Origin of the sequence: Sphingomonas koreensis, from assembly GCF_002797435.1 — a bacterium.
Classification (GTDB): Bacteria; Pseudomonadota; Alphaproteobacteria; order Sphingomonadales; family Sphingomonadaceae; genus Sphingomonas; species Sphingomonas koreensis.
On the sequence record NZ_PGEN01000001.1, the window covers coordinates 2,648,889 to 2,664,718 of the forward strand.

Below are 15,830 nucleotides of genomic sequence, written 5' to 3' on the forward strand. Positions count from 1 at the left end.
GCATGGTGACTTGACGCATCTCCGTATCATCGTAGCCGCTGCCGAGGCCGGCAGCTTCAGCGCAGCTGCTGATCGTCTGGGTGTCGAAGTCTCGGCAGTCAGCCGACGAATTCGGTATCTCGAAGACCGGATCGGTGTGTCTTTGTTTGACAGGCTGGCTCGCGGCGTGCGGCTCACGGATGCGGGACGCTCCTATGTCGCGTCGGTTCGCGACATTCTCGACCGCATGGAGCGCGCCGATATGGACGCACGACTGGCTGCTGCCGGGATCAACGGCCGCTTGAACATCGGCTTCGTTTGGTCATTTGCCAGCGGACCGATCGTAGACCTCATGCGGCAGTTTCAAAGCGCCAACCCAAGCGTTTCAGTGCGATCTTTTGAGCGCTGTGACGACGATCTGATGGTCGGGCTGGAGACGTCCGAGTTCGACATCATCATGACGGCGATTGTCGATCCGCTTCATCCGAGATGGAAAGCGATCGATCGGCTTCTGCGACAGAAACTGTGGTTGGAGCAGCTAGTGGCGGTCACACCCGAGAGTTTCCCTGTTGGGTACGTGACCTGGGAAGACTTGGCCGGGCGGATCGTTCTTTGTCGATCAGGGGACGACTGGCGCCGTTTTGTGAACCACGTTCGGGAGTTGGGCGGCCCGACCCTCGATTTTTCGGAACAGAACGTCGCGCTCGATAGTCTCCTAGGTCTAGTTGCAGCCGGAACCGGTTGGTGCATTCTGCCGGCAAGCTCGGCACGAGACGACGTCGCCAACACCAAAATCTTACCAATCATTTCGGAAGGCGCGACTTTGCAGGTCGAAGCTTTTTGGCGTCCTGAAGTCGATAACCCCGCGCTTACCCGACTTTTGGCACTCGCCCGTCAGATGTTCACGAAGACTAATCAAGCCTGACACTCCGTCGAACTCTCGCGAACGCACGGTCTGTGGCCATGAAACGAGCCAACATCGGTGCTATCAACTTCGTAGGCTCCACCGCCTGTTTCGTCTCGCGGGCCAACGCGTCTGCGTAAGCGCGGAGATCGCGGTGCGTGTCCGCTGGAAGCTCAATGGTAAGTTTTACCGGCTTGTCGTCCGCGAGCGGTCCCAGCTTCAGCTTGGTCATCGGCCGTTTCCCTGTGGTTCTAGGATCAGGTCGCGGGTGACGATCACGCGCACCGGATAGCCGGGCCGGATGGTCAGCGTCGGTCGGATATCGAGTTGGCGGCGGACGATCTCCTGGCCCGCATCGCCGACGCTTTCCTGCACGCCGTCGCGGATGGCTCGCGCGATGTCGCTGTCGCTGTCTGTCCCGAGTTCCGCTCCCACACCGAGCAGGGTGGAGATCAGTCCCGCGCCGATGAGACGACCCCAATGGTTGTCAACGCGATCCTGTAGACCCGCATGCCCCTGCGCATCGGCCCCTGGCTGGCGCTCCAGCACGATCGAGCGACCATCGGGCATGATCAGACGGTTCCAGACGAGCAGCACCCGCTCCTGCCCATAGCCGACCTCGGCATCATACTGACCGATCAGCCGCGACCCCTGCGGGATCAGCAGCAAGCTGCCGGTCGGGCTGTCGTAAACCGGCGCGGTCACTTGCGCCGTCACCTGGCCCGGCAGGTCCGAGCGAAGGCCGGTAAGCAGTGCCGCCGGTATGATCGATCCGGCTTGAAGGACATAGGGGCTCAGAGGCGCGCGCAGCCGCTCACTGCTCTGCGTCTGCCGATCGGCATCACGCGCCAGAAACGCCTCGCCCCGACCGGGAGCCGACGACGTCGTCGGCACAGGCGCGGGCAATGCAGGTGGGGGAACCGGCACAGGCACGATCGAACCGGGCGCATCGGCTGCGCCGTTTTCCGTCGCGTTAAACAGCCGGCTGGTCCGGGCGGCCTCGCGTTCTTGTTCGGCGCGTTGGACGGCGGGATCGACCGGCGCGGGCGTGGGCGTACCCGGCGCTCCGGGCAGAGGCACAGTAGGCACGGCCTCGCCTCGCTGCTGCGCGCTCAGCATCGGCCGGCCCAGATCGCCCGGCAACGGCGGTCCAAGCTGCGGCACCCCGGAGTAGTCACGTGGCAAAGTGCCCAAACCATCGGCTTGGGCGACCCGGTCGGTGTTATAGAGCTCGGCCGGGCGCTCGTCTTCCTCAGAGCCTTGCAAGGCGACGACGAGCGCGCTCCCGATGCCGATGCTGGCGACCGCGCCGAGGCCGATCAGCACCTTGCGGGACAACCGAGTGACGCCAGGCAACTCCGGGCGGAGTCTTAGCTGGTCGGCAATCTCGCGCTCGGAACGGGCGGGCGCGGTGTCGGCGTCCTGGTCGACCGCACCGCCGTTCGGTCGTTCGGCTACCGGGCGGTCAGTCACGGGACCGGCTCCCATCGGTGCGCTCGATCCGAACGCGCTGCTGACGACGGTCGGCACCGAGCCGCAACTCGGCCGCGCCGAACAGCCGGTCGACGATCATGTGCCGACCACGAACGCGGTAGTTGACCAACTCCGAGGACCGCCCGTCCGCCGCGACCACGAACAGCGGCGGCATGTCGCCCTGGGCGATGCCGGACGGGAACTCGATGTAGACGCGCACGCCGTCGTCATAGGCGCGAACGGGCCGCCACGAGGCCTCGTCACCCTCGATCCGATAGCGGAACTGCAGCCGCTCGAGATCGACGCCGGTTGCAACGGGCGCTGCCTCTGCCGCTGTGACATTGCCCCGGCGGAGCGCGATCAGCTGGTCGGCTGGATAGGTCCAGGAGACCGAGGCCATATAGGTGGTTGGCCGCGCACGCAGCTCGATCAGGTAGGTCCGACGATCAGTGTTGATGACCAGATTGGTCGTCAGATCCGGCCGGGTCGGCTTGACGAGGATATGGACGCGGGTCGTCGGACCCGCGCCGCTCGTGGTGTCGCCGATGATCCAGCGCGCGGTGTCGCCGGCGGCGACCGGGCCGGTCCCGGCGAGTTGCTCGCCTTCCTGCAGTGCGATGTCGGTAACGTGGCCGGGCGAGGCGTAGACCTGATAGAGCGCTCCGTCCGTGAAGGGGTAGAGTTGAACGGCGTTGAGGAAGGCGTCGCGGACCGGCTCGATCCGAGCCGCCGCATTGGCGGCGGTCACGCGGGCCCCCGGATCGCTGGATTCTGCGGGACGACGATCAGCCTCGACCGGCTGGAGCTGGCCGGGAAGCGGCAACGGCTCTGGGATGGCCACGATCTGCACCGGTGTCGCCGGTTCGGGCGCGAGCGTTGCGGCCACCATTTCCGGCGGCGGCGTGTCCAGCGCGATGACCGGCGGCCTGTCGCGGGTGGCGCAGGCCGAGAGCGCAACGGTGGAAAGTAGCAGCGCGACCAGCGATGCGCGCCTTGGGGCGAAGAGGATCATGACGCGGACTCCCGGGACCAGTTGATGGCGTGGACGAAGATGCCGAGCGGGTTCTTGCGCAGCTGCTCGGCATCGCGTGGCGGCTGGATCACGAGCGTGACGATCGCGCTCCACCGTTCGGTGGCGGCGAGCTGGCCCTGCTCGTAGCGGCGCTCGACCCAGGCGATGCGGAAGCTGTCGGCGGAAGCGCGGATGACGCTCGAGACCTCGACCGCGATCTGGGTCTGGCCGACGCGGGCAAACGGATCGTTGATCCGGGCATAGTCGTTGAGCGCCGCCGCGCCGCGATCGGTCGTATAGTCATAGGCGCGCAGCCACGACTGACGCAGCACGATCGGGTCGGCCGGGACCGACCGCACCTGTTCGAGGAAGCGCGCCAGATGCCAGGCAATTTGCGGATCGGTCGGCCGATAGGCGGCGACCGCGGGCTCGACCGCCTGGGCCTGGCCGATGCGGTCTACCTGCACGACCCAGGGGACGATGGAGCCCCGCGCGCCCTGCCAGACGAGCGCCGCCGACAGGCCGGCGACGAGGAAGAGCTCGCCGAATGCCATGAGCCGCCAGTTGCGGGCCTGGACGCGGGCGGAACCAATGCGGTCGTCCCAGGCCTGCTGGGCGCGCTGATAGGGAGTGACGGGGTCGGGCGTGCGCCCGTAGCGGACGGAAGGTCGTTTGAACATCAGCGATCCTCACTGACTGAGATGGAAGAGCCGGAGCCGCCGCGATCGCCGGAGCGCACGGTGTGGGTCAGCGTCGAGACGCCTTCGTTCACCATCCGCGCGCGCTGCATCTGCTTGGCCCAGGCGGGAGTGTCGTCGCTCGCTGCCCCGCCGGACGGTGCGTCGCTGGAAGGCTCGGATGACGGGCTCGAAGTCGGAGCCGATCCGGCACCGGACGGCTCGGGCCGTACCGTAGATCCTCCGCCAGCCGCACCGCCGCCGCCGGAAGCGCCGCCGCCGGGCGCGGGACCGCCTGGCGTCGGGCTTCCACCCGACGATCCTCCTCCCGTCCCGGTCGGACCGCGGGTCGCGGGAACCGTCGTGGCTGCAGCCGTCCGGCTGCCCACGGCTCCGGCCGCTCCGGCAAGTCCACCTGCTGCCAGCCGCGCCGCGCCGTAGCCCGCGGCGACCACGCCACCGGCGGCGAGGCCCGTGCCGACCGCTGCTCCTGCCGACAGCTGCGGTCCGCCCGACACGATGCCGTTGGCGATACCGGGGCCGAAGATGCCCAGACCCAAGAGCGAAGTCGCGGCGAGCACGATGGCGAGCGCGTCCTCGATGGTCGGCTGGCCGCCGGCGAACCCGGCGGTGAACTCGGAGAATAGCGTCGAGCCGATACCCACGATGACCGCCAGCACCAGCACCTTGACGCCCGACGAGATGACGTTGCCGAGCACCCGTTCGGCGAGGAAGGCAGTCTTCCCGAACAGCCCGAACGGGATGAGCACGAACCCTGCGAGCGTCGTCAGCTTGAACTCGATCAGGGTGACGAACAGCTGGATCGCGAGGATGAAGAAGCTGAGGATCACCAGCACCCAGGCGAACAGCAGCACCGCGATCTGGATGAAATTCTCGAAGAAGCTGACGAACCCCATCAACTCCGAGATGGAGTCCAGGATCGGACGACCGGCGTTGATGCCGACCTGAGCGATGCGACCCGGCCGCACGAAGTCGGCGGCGCTGACGCTGCCCCCGGAGGCTTGCAGGCCGAGCCCGGCGAAGCTCTCGAAGATGATCTGGGCCAGACCGTTCCAGTTGCCGATGATGTAGGCGAAGATACCGACGAACAGCGTCTTTTTGACCAGACGCGCGAGCACATCGTCATCGGCCGCCCAGGTCCAGAACAGGGCCGCGAGCGTCACGTCGATGACGATCAGAGTGGTGGCGAGGAAGGCGACCTCGCCGGACAGCAGCCCGAACCCGGAGTCGATGTATTGGGTGAATACCGCGAGGAACCGGTCGATGACGCCGACGTCGTTCACGGGCGTTGCCCCTGCTCGCCGTCCCCGAAGAACCGGGCGCGGTGAGCGGCCCACGCTTGGCGGCACGCGGCATCGACGGCGGCGGGATCGGTGATCGCAGCACAGCGCACGAGCTCGGAGGCGACCGGGTCTGTCGGCTCGATCGCCTTGGCGACAGCAGCCGACTCCGGCGGGGCCCGCCGCGCATCGATCACGGCGACGGCAGAGGCGATCGTCACGAACGCCGCCACGCCGAGCCGCACCCACAGCTGCTTGTCGCGGGAAACGGTCACTGGGGGAACATCCGCACGTCGCCGGGCTCATAGCCCCGGCCGGGTGCGAGGAAACGGCGGAGCTGTTCGCGCGCCTGTTCGGACGACGCCGCCCCGCGGGCGTCTTCCAACGTTTGAGCCCGACCCTGCGCCGCCACGACAGCGGTGAGGTCTGCGATCTGCTGCGATTGCAGCGCCAGGATCTGATTACCGGCTTGCGCCGCCTGGAGCGCGCCGGTCGCGGACTGGCTGGCGGTCACCAGCGTCGACATCTCGGCGCGGGTGTCGTCGAGGTTGCCGACGACGCCGGCCTGGACGCGCAGCGCATCCTCGAACGCCGCCACCGAGTTCGACCAGCGTTCACGCGCGCTGTCGAGCAGATCGCGGTTCGAGGCCGTCATGCTGGCGTTGGCGTAGCCGCCGCGGGTGAGGGCGTCGTCGATCGAGCCGACGTCATAGGCGATCCGCTGCGCCTCGTTGAGCAACTGCTGGGTCCGCTGGATCTGGCTCTGCAGGGTCGCCAGTGACGAGTGCGGGAGACTGGCGAGATTGCGCGCCTGATTGGTCAGCGCGGTCGCCTCGTTCTGCAGCGAAGCGATCTGGTTGTTGATCTGCTCCAGGGCCCGCGCGGCCTGGAGCACGTTCTGGACGTGATTGGTCGGGTCCCACACGGTGACCTGGGCGGTGGCGGGCGCAGTGGTTGTCAGTGCCAAAGAGAGCGCGGCGCAGCCGGCCAGCAGCACGCGGGAAAGCGATCGGGTCTTCATGGTCTTTTCTCCGGGTCGAGGGTGGTGATGAGATCGGCGGCCCAGCCGAGGCCGCGTCGGCGCAGCCAGGCGGCAGCGAAGTCGGCGCGCCCACTGGTCGCCAGAACGTCGGCGATGGCGGCCTGGTCGGCCTTTGAGCTGGCGGCGGTGAAGGCGAGCGCGACGGGTCCGAGCCCGAGCTCGAACAGCCGGTTGCCGCGACGGCTCTGGGCGTAATAGTCGCGCTTGGGCGTGGCCCTAGCCACGATCTCGATCTGGCGGTCGTTGAGCCCGAACTTCTCATAGATGCGGGCGATCTGTGGCTCGAGCGCGCGCTCGTTGGCGAGGAAGATGCGGGTGAGGCAGCTCTCGACGATGGCTGGGGCGATGCTCGAGCCGTCGATGTCGGCGAGGCTCTGGGTAGCGAAGACAACGCTCGCGTTCTTCTTGCGCAACGTCTTCAGCCATTCGCGCAGCTGGGCGCCGAAGGTCGGATCGTCGAGCGCGAGCCAGCCCTCGTCGACGATGACCAGCGTCGCGCTGCCGTCGAGCCGCGCCTCGATCCGGTGGAACAGATAGGCGAGGACGGCGGGCGCGGCGGCGGTGCCGATCAGTCCTTCGGTCTCGAAGGCCTGGACGCTCGCCGATCCGAGCCGCTCATGGTCGCCGTCGAGCAGGCGGCCCCAGGGCCCGTCGAGGCAATAGGGCTGGAGTGCCCGCTTCAGGAGGTTTGACTGGAGCAGAACCGACAAGCCGGTGAGCGTCCGCTCGGACGGCGGCGCCGACGCCAGCGACGATAGCGCCGACCAGAGGTGATCCTTGACCTCTGGGGTAACGCTCATTCCTTCGCGGGACAGTACGCCCGTCAGCCACTCGGCGGCCCAGGCGCGTTGGCCGGGCTCGTCGATCTCCGACAGTGGCTGCAGCGCGATCGGTTCGATGGCGTTGTCCGACAACGCGCCGCCGAGGTCGTGCCAGTCGCCGCCCATCGCCAGCGCGGCCGCGCGGATCGAGCCGCCGAAATCGAAGGCGAACACCTGGGCCTGCGCGTAGCGCCGGAACTGCAGCGCCATCAGCGCGAGCAGCACACTCTTGCCGGCCCCGGTCGGCCCGACCACCAGCGTATGGCCGACGTCTCCGATATGGGGCGAGAAGCGGAATGGGGTTGACCCCTCGGTCGCCGCGAAGAACAGCGGCGGGCCGTCGAGATGGTCGTTGCGCTCGGGGCCGGCCCAGACCGCCGAGAGCGGGATCATGTGCGCCAGGTTGATCGTCGAGATCGGAGGCTGGCGGACGTTGGCGTAGAGGTGACCCGGCAGGCTGCCGAGCCAGGCCTCGACCGCGTTGACGCCCTCGGTGATGGTCGTGAAGTCTCGGCCCTGGAGGACCTTCTCGACCAGCCGCAGCCGGTCGGCGGCGATGCGCGGATCGTCGTGCCATACCGTGACGGTCGCGGTCACGAAGGCGTGGCCGACCAGATCGGCGCCCAGGTCCTGCAGCGCCTCGTCGGCGGCGGCCGCCTTGTTGGCGGCATCGGTGTCGATCAGCGACGACGCCTCGTTGGTCAGCACCTCCTTCAGCATCGCCGCGATCGACTTGCGCTTGGCGAACCATTGGCGGCGGATACGACCCAACAGCTTGGCCGCATCGGTCTTGTCCATGCAGACCGCGCGAGTGACCCAGCGATAGGGAAAGGCGAGCCGGTTCAACTCGTCGAGGATCCCCGGGAAGGTCGAGGACGGGAAGCCGATGACCGAGAGCGTGCGAAGATGTGCCGAGCCCAGACGGGGCTCCAGGCCACCCGTCAACGGGCGATCGGCCAGCAGCGCGTCGAGGTGCATCGGCGTCTCCGGCACGCGGACGCGGTGCCGGGCGGTCGACACACAGGCGTGCAGATAGGTCAGGGTCTCGGTGTCGGAGAGCCAGGCCGCCTGGGGCACGAAGCTTTCGATCAGGTTCAGCAGCCGGTCGGTCCGATCGACGAACTGTTCGAGATGATCGCGCGCCGATCCGTTGCGGTCGGCGCGGCCCTCGTAGAGCCAGCCCTCGGCGCGGGCGGCATCGTCGGCGGGCGGGAGCCAGACGAAAGTGAGCAGATAGGCGCTCTCGAAATGCGCGCCTTCGGCCTCGAACTGCGCCCGGCGCTCCTCATCGACCAGGGCGGAGGCGGCATCGGGAAACTGGCTGTCGGGATAGCGTTCGGCCGGCTGTCGGCTGGCTTCGACGAACAGCGTCCAGCCCGATCCCAACCGGCGGATCGCGCTGTTGAGCCGTGCCGACGCGCCGACCAGCTCGGAGGCGGTCGCGCTGTCGAGGTCGGGGCCACGGAAACGGGCGGAGCGCTGGAGCGAGCCGTCCTTGTTCAGCACGACCCCCGCGCCGACCAATGCGGCCCAGGGCAGGAAGTCGGCGAAGCCTTGCGGCTTCTTGCGATACTCGGCGAGGTTCAGCATGGCTCAGACCCCGAGGTGTGGCGGGTAGCGGAGGTGGCGGCGGACGACGTCGATGAACTGCGCGTCGCGCTTGGCCGCCCATACGGCGAGCAGGTGACCGACGAGCCAGATCACGAGTCCCACCAGCCAGAGCCGAAGCCCCAGCCCGATCGCGGCCGCCAGCGTGCCGTTGGCGATCGCCACCGCACGAGGCGCGCCGCCGAGCAGGATCGGCTCGGCGAGGGCGCGGTGGACCGGCGCGGTGAAGCCCGGGATCTGGCCGTCGGGGAGACCCATCAGACGAGCGCCCCGCCACCGAAGCTGAAGAAGCTCAGGAAGAAGGAGCTGGCAGCGAAGGCGATCGACAGGCCGAACACGATCTGGATGAGCTTGCGGGCACCGCCCGACGTGTCGCCGAAGGCCAGCGTCAGGCCGGTGATGATGATGATCATCACGGCGATGATCTTGGCGACGGGCCCTTCGATCGATTCCAGAATGCTCTGGAGCGGCGCCTCCCAGGGCATGTTCGAGCCGGCGGCCCAGGCCGGGCCGGTGATCAAGAAGGTCGTCGCGACGGCGGTGGCGGCGGACAGGCGGGTACCAAGCGAGGTCATGGGTCAGTCTCCTGGCGGGGTGAGTGGGGCGAGACGGTAATCGCCGGTCGGATCGAGCCCCTCGACGCGGGCGAGTTCGACGAGACGGCGGTCGGGACCGCGGCCGGCGAGCACGGCGATGACGTCGATAGTCTCGGCGACGAGCGCGCGCGGCACGGTGACGACCGCTTCCTGGATCAGCTGCTCGAGGCGACGGAGCGCGCCGATGGCGCTGCCCGAGTGGATCGTGCCGATCCCGCCGGGGTGGCCGGTGCCCCAGGCCTTGAGCAGATCGAGCGCCTCAGCCCCGCGCACCTCACCGATCGGGATGCGGTCGGGGCGCAGGCGGAGCGACGAACGCACGAGATCCGAGAGCGAAGCGACACCGTCCTTGGTGCGCAGCGCGACCAGGTTCGGCGTGAGGCACTGGAGCTCGCGCGTGTCCTCGATCAGGACAACGCGGTCCGAGGTCTTGGCGACCTCGGCCAGCAGCGCATTGGTGAGGGTGGTCTTACCTGTCGAGGTGCCGCCGGCGACCAGGATGTTTGCGCGGGACAGTACGGCCTCGCGCAACGTCTCCGCAGAGCCGGCTGCCATGATGTTGGCGGCGACGTAGTCGGCTAGCGTGAACACCGCGACGGCGGGCTTGCGGATCGCGAAGCAGGGAGCGGCGACGACCGGTGGCAGCAGCCCCTCGAACCGCTCCCCCGTCCCGGGCAGTTCGGCCGAGACACGGGGTGCACCGGCGTGGACCTCGGCACCGACATGGTGCGCGACGAGGCGGACGATGCGCTCGCCATCGGCAGCGGACAGTCGCTCACCCGTATCTGCGAGACCGGCGGACAGCCGATCGACCCAGAGCCGACCGTCGGGATTGAGCATGACCTCGACGACGCTCGGGTCTTCGAGGAAGGCCGCGATGTCCGGGCCCAACGCGGTGCGTAACATGCGCGCGCCGCGGTCCTGACGCTCGGTGCTAATGGCGGTGACGGTCAAGATACGAACCCCGGATGGAAGCGACGGGGTCGAGTAAGAGGACCGTTAACGGGGCTGGAGCAACAGGCGTGACGGCGTAGTAGCGGTGTCGGCGGCTAAGGCAGGGGAAGTGCGGGAGCGATACGGCGGGGATGCCATTCGGTAACGAGCCGCGATGTCAGACTCGACGCCTGTTACATGCGCTTCGATCTATTCGACGCCCGAACTGTTCCCGGAAACGTCTAGAGCGACCTCCTTGAGAAGCCCGGGTCCGTTAGCGAGCCGCCGTCCGAGTGCTTCGACGAAGCGGTCGTATCGCTCGGCACCCTTGGCGCGCGCCGCCGCAGTAGTCTGCTCAGGTAGGCTTGGCGTGGCGGTCAGCCAAAAGCGCACGAACAGGGCGACGGCTTCCAAAGTTACACCGTCGTTGCGCTCGATCCGTTCCAGAACGCGGACGATTCGGTCGAGCCGTTTGGCGATCGCCGCTTCCCTCCGGTCTGAGTCATCCGGTGTCAGGAACGAGGTGATCGCCGCCTCGGCGACCAGCGACTTCGGTTTGCGCCGCTCCGCGACATAGGCGTCGAGCGCGCGCATAGTGGACGGGTCGAGATAGACCGTGAACTGCTCTTTCTTCGCCATGGTCAGAGCTCGATGCCGTCGTTCGGGTCGAGCGAGGCTTGGCGGGCGACGCCACTGATCCGCCCCGCCAGCAACTGCTGACGCAGGGCGTCGTCGTTCGGCTCCTCGCCGTCGAGCTCGAACTCGTTCTCGATTGGCGGCGCGGACACCGGTGCGACTTCTTCGTGCTCCGGCAATTCGGGTTCTCGCCGCAATCCGGCATTGGCATCGTCGGCTTCCTCGGGCGAGGGCCGAGGCACGACGCGTCCCGTCCAGTCGTCCCGCCCTCCAGCGGTCGTCGACACCTCCCCCGATGCTCGCTGGATATTCGGCGGCGGCAGGATGCGCCGCTTGAGTTGCGGGTCTTCGTAATAGCGCGCCTTCTTCGCGCGGACGGGCGGCGAACCGGAAACGAGCACGATCTCATCGGAGGGAGGTAGCTGCATGATCTCGCCGGGCGTTAGCAGAGGCCGCGCGGTCTCTTGACGACTGACCATCAGATGCCCGAGCCAGGGTGACAGGCGGTGGCCGGCGTAGTTCTTCGCATCGCGGATCTCGGTCGCCGTGCCCAGGCTGTCACTCACCCGCTTCGCGGTCCGCTCGTCGTTGGTCGCGAAGGCGACCCGGACATGGCAGTTGTCCAGGATCGCGTTGTTCGGACCATAGGCCTTTTCGATCTGGTTGAGGCTCTGCGCGATCAGGAAGGAGCGGATCTTGTACCCGGCCATGAAGGCGAGCGCGGACTCGAAGAAGTCGAGGCGGCCGAGCGCGGGGAACTCGTCGAGCATGAGCAGTAGGCGCTGGCGGCGACTGGCGGTCGCGAGCTCTTCGGTGAGCCGCCGCCCGATTTGATTGAGCAACAGCCGGACAAGCGGCTTGGTACGGCTGATGTCGGACGGGGGCACGACGAGGTAGAGGGTCATCGGCCGCTTGCCTCCGACCAGGTCGGCGATGCGCCAATCGCAGCGGCGCGTGACTTCGGCGACGACCGGATCGCGGTAGAGCCCCAGGAAGGACATGGCAGTCGACAGGACGCCCGATCGCTCGTTGTCCGACTTGTTGAGCAACTCGCGCGCTGCGCTGGCGACGACGGGATGGACTCCGTCCTCGCCGAAATGCGGGGTGGTCATCATCGCCCGCAGCGTCGTCTCGATCGGCCGCCTCGGATCGGAGAGGAAGGCGGCGACACCGGCGAGCGTCTTGTCGGTCCCGGCATAAAGGACGTGAAGGATCGCGCCGACCAAAAGGGCGTGGCTGGTCTTCTCCCAATGGTTCCGTTTCTCGAGCGCGCCCTCGGGATCGACCAAGATGTCGGCGATGTTCTGGACGTCACGGACTTCGCTCGGCCCCCGGCGAACTTCGAGCAGCGGATTATAGGCCGCGCTCGCCGCGTTGGTTGGATCGAATAGGACGACCCGCCCGAACCTCGCGCGCCAGCCCGCGGTCAGCGTCCAGTTCTCGCCCTTGATGTCATGGACCACACAGCTGCCCGGCCAGGTCAGCAGGGTCGGAACGACGAGTCCGACACCTTTGCCGGAGCGGGTCGGTGCATAGCAGAGCACATGCTCGGGCCCGTCGTGGCGCAGATAGGTGTTGAGGAACTTGCCGAGCACCACACCGTCCGCGCCAAGCAGCCCGGCGGACGTCATCTCATCGCGGTTCGCCCAACGTGCGGAGCCATAGGTCGAGACATCCTTGGACTCGCGGGCCCGCCAGACCGACATGCCGATCGCGACGGCGATGGTGACGAAGCCGCCGCCCGAGGCGATGTAGGCGCCCTCCATGAAGATCCGAGGCGCGTAGGCATCGTACCAGTACCACCAGACGAAAAAGGAGGGCGGCGCGTAGATCGGCCAGCCGAACAGTTCGCCCATCGGTGGCCCAAGCTGCGGCTGGAAGCCCAGCCGCCACGCGGTCCACTGGGTGGCTGCCCAAACGAACAGGAGCGCGATCGCGCCGACGAGGAGCACCTGGCCCCAAAAGATACGGGTTCCGGACATGCACTCAGGCCAAGACGCATAGCGTCAGTCGATCAAGAGAGCGCGCAAGGTGATCGCACCTTGTCGCGCAGAGACCGGCGCGCTTCGAGAACGAGCCTAGATGCCAATGCCGCGTTTGCGGCCGAAGACCCAGTCGACGCCTCCGCCCGGCAGGGCGACGCCGCCGACCTGCTGACCGAGTCGCTTTTCGAGCGAGGGCGACCACGGCACCAGGCTGAACCCGAGCCCGTCATCGATCATGGCGAAGCGACCCGAGGCGAGATTGAGCCGCTGCCGATAGATGCCGCTCACCGTCTCGCCGGCAGCGGCAGGCTTGTGAGGCATGCCCGTCTCGTCCGACAGTTTTGCACCGACCGCGGCGAGTTCGCCCCGCCGTAGGGTGTCGAGCAGATCGCGCCCAAAGACGACCCGTTCGCCTTGGTGCCTGGCCACTCGCCGTTCGAGCAGATGTTCCGTTCGACGATCGAGAGCAGCGCGCACCTCGGCACCGAACCCGCCGGAGCCGAGCGGCTCGGGGTTGCGATCGACGAGCCGACGATCCAGCCAGGTCGCGCCGGGTGCCGTAACCTGCGCTTCGATGGTCAAGTCGGACCGAACCGCCAGGGCCACGCGGTCGCGACCGTTGGCGTCGGCGTAGCGGCGGAGTTCCACGACTGAGCCGATGGGGCCATCGCCGGCGGCGTTGAGATCGGGAAGTCGGAGATGGTGAGCGCGCCCGTCTGTGCCTTCGACAACGGCGAAGGCGGTCCCCTTCAGCTCGTCGTCGAGCCCTCGTGCAGCCAGTCGGCCGACCATTGGCCCGGCGTTCTCGCCTTCCAGGACGAAGCCGGACAGGTCGCCGCCCCGTCCACCGCGAGACATCGACCGATGCAGACGCTTGATGATGTCGCCGCGCTCGCCAAGCGCACGCAGCTGAACCTCGGCATCGGCGGCCAGAAGGAACCGCCCCGCGCCGTCCCCCTCCGCCAACCCCAGGCGCTCCAGCTTCCGGAGCCGGCCGAGCTTTTGCTCACGTAACGGGTCCGGGTTGCCGAGGACGGATCGACGAACGTCCACCACTCCGTCCCGGCCGGCCGCCTCGCGAGCGAGCGCCCGGTCGAGCTTGGTCCAGCGCTCGGCATCGACCTGGTTCTGGAGGTCGCGGCGGATTTCCAAATCGGTACGGGGTCCGAGTTCCTGGGTAACAAGAGCCGCCGCGCGATCGCGCATGCCGTGGCTGATGTAGTCGCGGCTTATCACGAGGTCCTCGCCGGCATCGGTCTTGCCGCGCACGAGCACGTGGATGTGCGGATGCTCGGTATTCCAGTGATCGACGGCTACCCAGTCGAGCCGGGTGCCGAGATCCTGGCTGGCCTGCTCCATGAGCTCGCGCGTGAACGACTTCAGGTCAGCAAGCTCCCCGGCGTCGTCGGGCGACACGATGAAGCGGAAATGATGTCGATCCGATTCGCAGCGCTTGGCGAACGATGCGCCATCTAAGCGCTCACGCTCTGCGTCGAACAGCTGGCCGCGTTCGCCCTCCTGGGTGACACCGTCCCGCTGCAGGTAGGCGACGTGCGCGGAGAGCGCACCGGGCGTTCGAGCCTGCCGCACCACCCGCGCCTTGATGACGGCGCCGCGCGAGCGGGTCATCAGCGAGCGCGATGCAGTGACGCTGGCCGATCGGCCACGGCCCCAGGTCGATTTCTGGCTCTTGCCGGCCGGCCGCTTGCCGCCGGCCTTTTGCGTGGCGCGCAGGGCCTGCTGAAGGAAGGGCTTGGCGGTCGGCTTCGATGTCGAACGAATGCGGCCCGGGCGGACGCGAAAATCGTCGTCACCGCGGGTCAAGCCAGGCACACCTTGTCAAAAAGGGTGCAAAACCAAAGGGCTGGAGACGATGGCAAGCTACGCCATGCCCCGACAAGGTTTCGCGCCGCGTTGGAAACGCTAGCCTTTCTCCCCAAACCAACCGCCCGCACCTTGCGGCTTGTATCCTGCCCTCTTTCGGTTGGGTCTCTCCAGCCTACCAGCACCCCGCGCAAACCTGCGACGTAGCACGAACGTGCACGAGCATGGTTGCTGCCCGTCAATGGGGCCTCTTGATCGCAAATATCGCGTCGGTTGCGTCGGTTGCGTCGGTCGCCGTGCCCGTTGACGGTCGACCGGCCTCGGACTGCGGCGGACGAACCGCAGATATTCTACCCACCGTTGGCGGCTCGATCGCGTCATTGTCCTCGCCGGGTGGCATCAATGCCGACGCTGTCGCAATGCTCACGAACAGCGCAGCCCGTGTCCAGGCGAAGCGATCGACCGGCGCAGGCGAGGTCGACGAAGGCGCGACCGAACCGCCGACCATCGGGCCCAGCCGGGCCATGTAGGCGACCGTTTCGGCAGGCAACGGACGACCACGATAGGCGTAGCCTTCCCAGCGGCCAGGCCCTGCATTGTACGCAGCGAGGAAGCCCGCCGACCCGTAGCGGTCGTGCATTTCGCGCAAGTAAGCTGTGCCTGCCAGGATGTTGTCGCGCGGGTCATAGGGGTTCGGTCCCAAACCATATCGCGCGCGCAGCTCGGCATAGGTGCCGGGCATGACCTGCATAAGCCCCATCGCACCGGCGTGCGACGTCGCCGCGGGATCGCCCGCGCTTTCGACTTGCATCACCGCGCGGATCCACGCCTCCGGAATGCCGAAACGCTGCGAGGCCTCCGCGATGTGGGCGTCATTCGGATGACCAGTCAACGGCACGGCTGGTGTCGATGGCGCAGTCTGCGCGCGGCTTGGATCGGACATGCCGAGCGACAAGCCGACGATCAGCGCGACCCGAAAGAAAGGGTGATGACTGCGACGTTCGCGGCGCTTTGCGTTCGCCTTGGCCAAGGCGGGGCT

General features: G+C 67.5%; 16 protein-coding genes. 1 reads left to right on the forward strand and 15 read right to left on the reverse strand.

Annotation, left to right across the window (positions count from 1 at the left end; all coding sequences use genetic code 11):
* The first annotated feature begins 10 nt into the window (after nucleotides 1-10).
* Nucleotides 11-904 carry a LysR family transcriptional regulator gene (locus BDW16_RS12640; protein WP_066572100.1) on the forward strand — a complete coding sequence of 298 codons (894 nt, stop codon included), beginning with the start codon at nucleotides 11-13 and terminating at the stop codon, nucleotides 902-904.
* On the opposite strand, the gene BDW16_RS12645 is transcribed toward BDW16_RS12640, so the two are convergent.
* From BDW16_RS12645 to BDW16_RS12715, 15 genes are all read right to left on the reverse strand, one after another.
* Nucleotides 891-1,115 (reverse strand): DUF2274 domain-containing protein, encoded by a 225-nt coding sequence (locus BDW16_RS12645; RefSeq protein WP_066572098.1) that lies wholly within the window; start codon nucleotides 1,113-1,115, stop codon nucleotides 891-893. The genes BDW16_RS12640 and BDW16_RS12645 overlap by 14 nt on opposite strands.
* The gene (locus BDW16_RS12650) at nucleotides 1,112-2,356 is read right to left on the reverse strand and encodes a TraB/TrbI/VirB10 family type IV secretion system protein (RefSeq protein WP_066572826.1); all 1,245 of its coding nucleotides are present in this window, start codon (nucleotides 2,354-2,356) and stop codon (nucleotides 1,112-1,114) included. Before BDW16_RS12650 ends, BDW16_RS12645 begins: the two co-directional genes overlap by 4 nt.
* Entirely contained in the window at nucleotides 2,349-3,368 is a 1,020-nt protein-coding gene (gene trbG, locus BDW16_RS12655; RefSeq protein ID WP_066572096.1) for a P-type conjugative transfer protein TrbG, read from the reverse strand. Before trbG ends, BDW16_RS12650 begins: the two co-directional genes overlap by 8 nt.
* Nucleotides 3,365-4,048, reverse strand: a complete 684-nt coding sequence (gene trbF, locus BDW16_RS12660; protein ID WP_066572094.1) for a conjugal transfer protein TrbF — start codon at nucleotides 4,046-4,048, stop codon at nucleotides 3,365-3,367. The genes trbG and trbF overlap by 4 nt, the downstream gene beginning before the upstream one ends.
* Entirely contained in the window at nucleotides 4,048-5,349 is a 1,302-nt protein-coding gene (trbL, locus tag BDW16_RS12665) for a P-type conjugative transfer protein TrbL (RefSeq protein WP_066572090.1), read from the reverse strand. The genes trbF and trbL overlap by 1 nt, the downstream gene beginning before the upstream one ends.
* Entirely contained in the window at nucleotides 5,346-5,621 is a 276-nt protein-coding gene (trbK-alt, locus tag BDW16_RS12670) for a putative entry exclusion protein TrbK-alt (protein WP_066572087.1), read from the reverse strand. The genes trbL and trbK-alt overlap by 4 nt, the downstream gene beginning before the upstream one ends.
* Nucleotides 5,618-6,367 carry a P-type conjugative transfer protein TrbJ gene (trbJ, locus tag BDW16_RS12675; protein ID WP_066572084.1) on the reverse strand — a complete coding sequence of 250 codons (750 nt, stop codon included), beginning with the start codon at nucleotides 6,365-6,367 and terminating at the stop codon, nucleotides 5,618-5,620. The genes trbK-alt and trbJ overlap by 4 nt, the downstream gene beginning before the upstream one ends.
* Nucleotides 6,364-8,799, reverse strand: coding sequence for a conjugal transfer protein TrbE (gene trbE, locus BDW16_RS12680; RefSeq protein ID WP_066572082.1), 2,436 nt, complete (start codon nucleotides 8,797-8,799; stop codon nucleotides 6,364-6,366). Before trbE ends, trbJ begins: the two co-directional genes overlap by 4 nt.
* A gap of 3 nt (nucleotides 8,800-8,802) precedes the next feature.
* Nucleotides 8,803-9,075 (reverse strand): VirB3 family type IV secretion system protein, encoded by a 273-nt coding sequence (locus BDW16_RS12685; RefSeq protein WP_066572080.1) that lies wholly within the window; start codon nucleotides 9,073-9,075, stop codon nucleotides 8,803-8,805.
* Nucleotides 9,075-9,392, reverse strand: coding sequence for a TrbC/VirB2 family type IV secretion system protein (locus BDW16_RS12690; RefSeq protein WP_066572077.1), 318 nt, complete (start codon nucleotides 9,390-9,392; stop codon nucleotides 9,075-9,077). The genes BDW16_RS12685 and BDW16_RS12690 overlap by 1 nt, the downstream gene beginning before the upstream one ends.
* Nucleotides 9,393-9,395: 3 nt before the next feature.
* On the reverse strand, nucleotides 9,396-10,319 hold the full coding sequence (gene trbB, locus BDW16_RS12695; RefSeq protein WP_066572825.1) for a P-type conjugative transfer ATPase TrbB: 924 nt from the start codon (nucleotides 10,317-10,319) through the stop codon (nucleotides 9,396-9,398).
* Between the two features lie 237 nt (nucleotides 10,320-10,556).
* The gene (locus tag BDW16_RS12700; protein ID WP_066572076.1) at nucleotides 10,557-10,985 is read right to left on the reverse strand and encodes a CopG family transcriptional regulator; all 429 of its coding nucleotides are present in this window, start codon (nucleotides 10,983-10,985) and stop codon (nucleotides 10,557-10,559) included.
* A 2-nt stretch (nucleotides 10,986-10,987) separates the two neighbouring features.
* Nucleotides 10,988-12,964, reverse strand: coding sequence for a conjugal transfer protein TraG (locus BDW16_RS12705; RefSeq protein ID WP_066572074.1), 1,977 nt, complete (start codon nucleotides 12,962-12,964; stop codon nucleotides 10,988-10,990).
* A gap of 96 nt (nucleotides 12,965-13,060) precedes the next feature.
* Nucleotides 13,061-14,791: a relaxase/mobilization nuclease domain-containing protein gene (locus BDW16_RS12710; RefSeq protein WP_066572072.1), complete on the reverse strand. Its 1,731-nt coding sequence runs from the start codon at nucleotides 14,789-14,791 to the stop codon at nucleotides 13,061-13,063.
* Nucleotides 14,792-15,029: 238 nt separating this feature from the next.
* On the reverse strand, nucleotides 15,030-15,734 hold the full coding sequence (locus BDW16_RS12715) for a lytic transglycosylase domain-containing protein (RefSeq protein WP_169803330.1): 705 nt from the start codon (nucleotides 15,732-15,734) through the stop codon (nucleotides 15,030-15,032).
* Between the last annotated feature and the right edge of the window lie 96 nt (nucleotides 15,735-15,830).

What these genes read in the sequence shown, in the direction of transcription:
- BDW16_RS12645 (WP_066572098.1), bottom strand. Translation starts at nt 1,115, where the DNA reads ATGACCAAGCTGAAGCTGGGACCGCTCGCGGACGACAAGCCGGTAAAA.
- trbG (WP_066572096.1), bottom strand. Translation starts at nt 3,368, where the DNA reads ATGATCCTCTTCGCCCCAAGGCGCGCATCGCTGGTCGCGCTGCTACTT.
- trbF (WP_066572094.1), bottom strand. Translation starts at nt 4,048, where the DNA reads ATGTTCAAACGACCTTCCGTCCGCTACGGGCGCACGCCCGACCCCGTC.
- trbJ (WP_066572084.1), bottom strand. Translation starts at nt 6,367, where the DNA reads ATGAAGACCCGATCGCTTTCCCGCGTGCTGCTGGCCGGCTGCGCCGCG.
- trbE (WP_066572082.1), bottom strand. Translation starts at nt 8,799, where the DNA reads ATGCTGAACCTCGCCGAGTATCGCAAGAAGCCGCAAGGCTTCGCCGAC.
- BDW16_RS12685 (WP_066572080.1), bottom strand. Translation starts at nt 9,075, where the DNA reads ATGGGTCTCCCCGACGGCCAGATCCCGGGCTTCACCGCGCCGGTCCAC.
- BDW16_RS12690 (WP_066572077.1), bottom strand. Translation starts at nt 9,392, where the DNA reads ATGACCTCGCTTGGTACCCGCCTGTCCGCCGCCACCGCCGTCGCGACG.
- trbB (WP_066572825.1), bottom strand. Translation starts at nt 10,319, where the DNA reads ATGTTACGCACCGCGTTGGGCCCGGACATCGCGGCCTTCCTCGAAGAC.
- BDW16_RS12700 (WP_066572076.1), bottom strand. Translation starts at nt 10,985, where the DNA reads ATGGCGAAGAAAGAGCAGTTCACGGTCTATCTCGACCCGTCCACTATG.
- BDW16_RS12705 (WP_066572074.1), bottom strand. Translation starts at nt 12,964, where the DNA reads ATGTCCGGAACCCGTATCTTTTGGGGCCAGGTGCTCCTCGTCGGCGCG.
- BDW16_RS12715 (WP_169803330.1), bottom strand. Translation starts at nt 15,734, where the DNA reads ATGTCCGATCCAAGCCGCGCGCAGACTGCGCCATCGACACCAGCCGTG.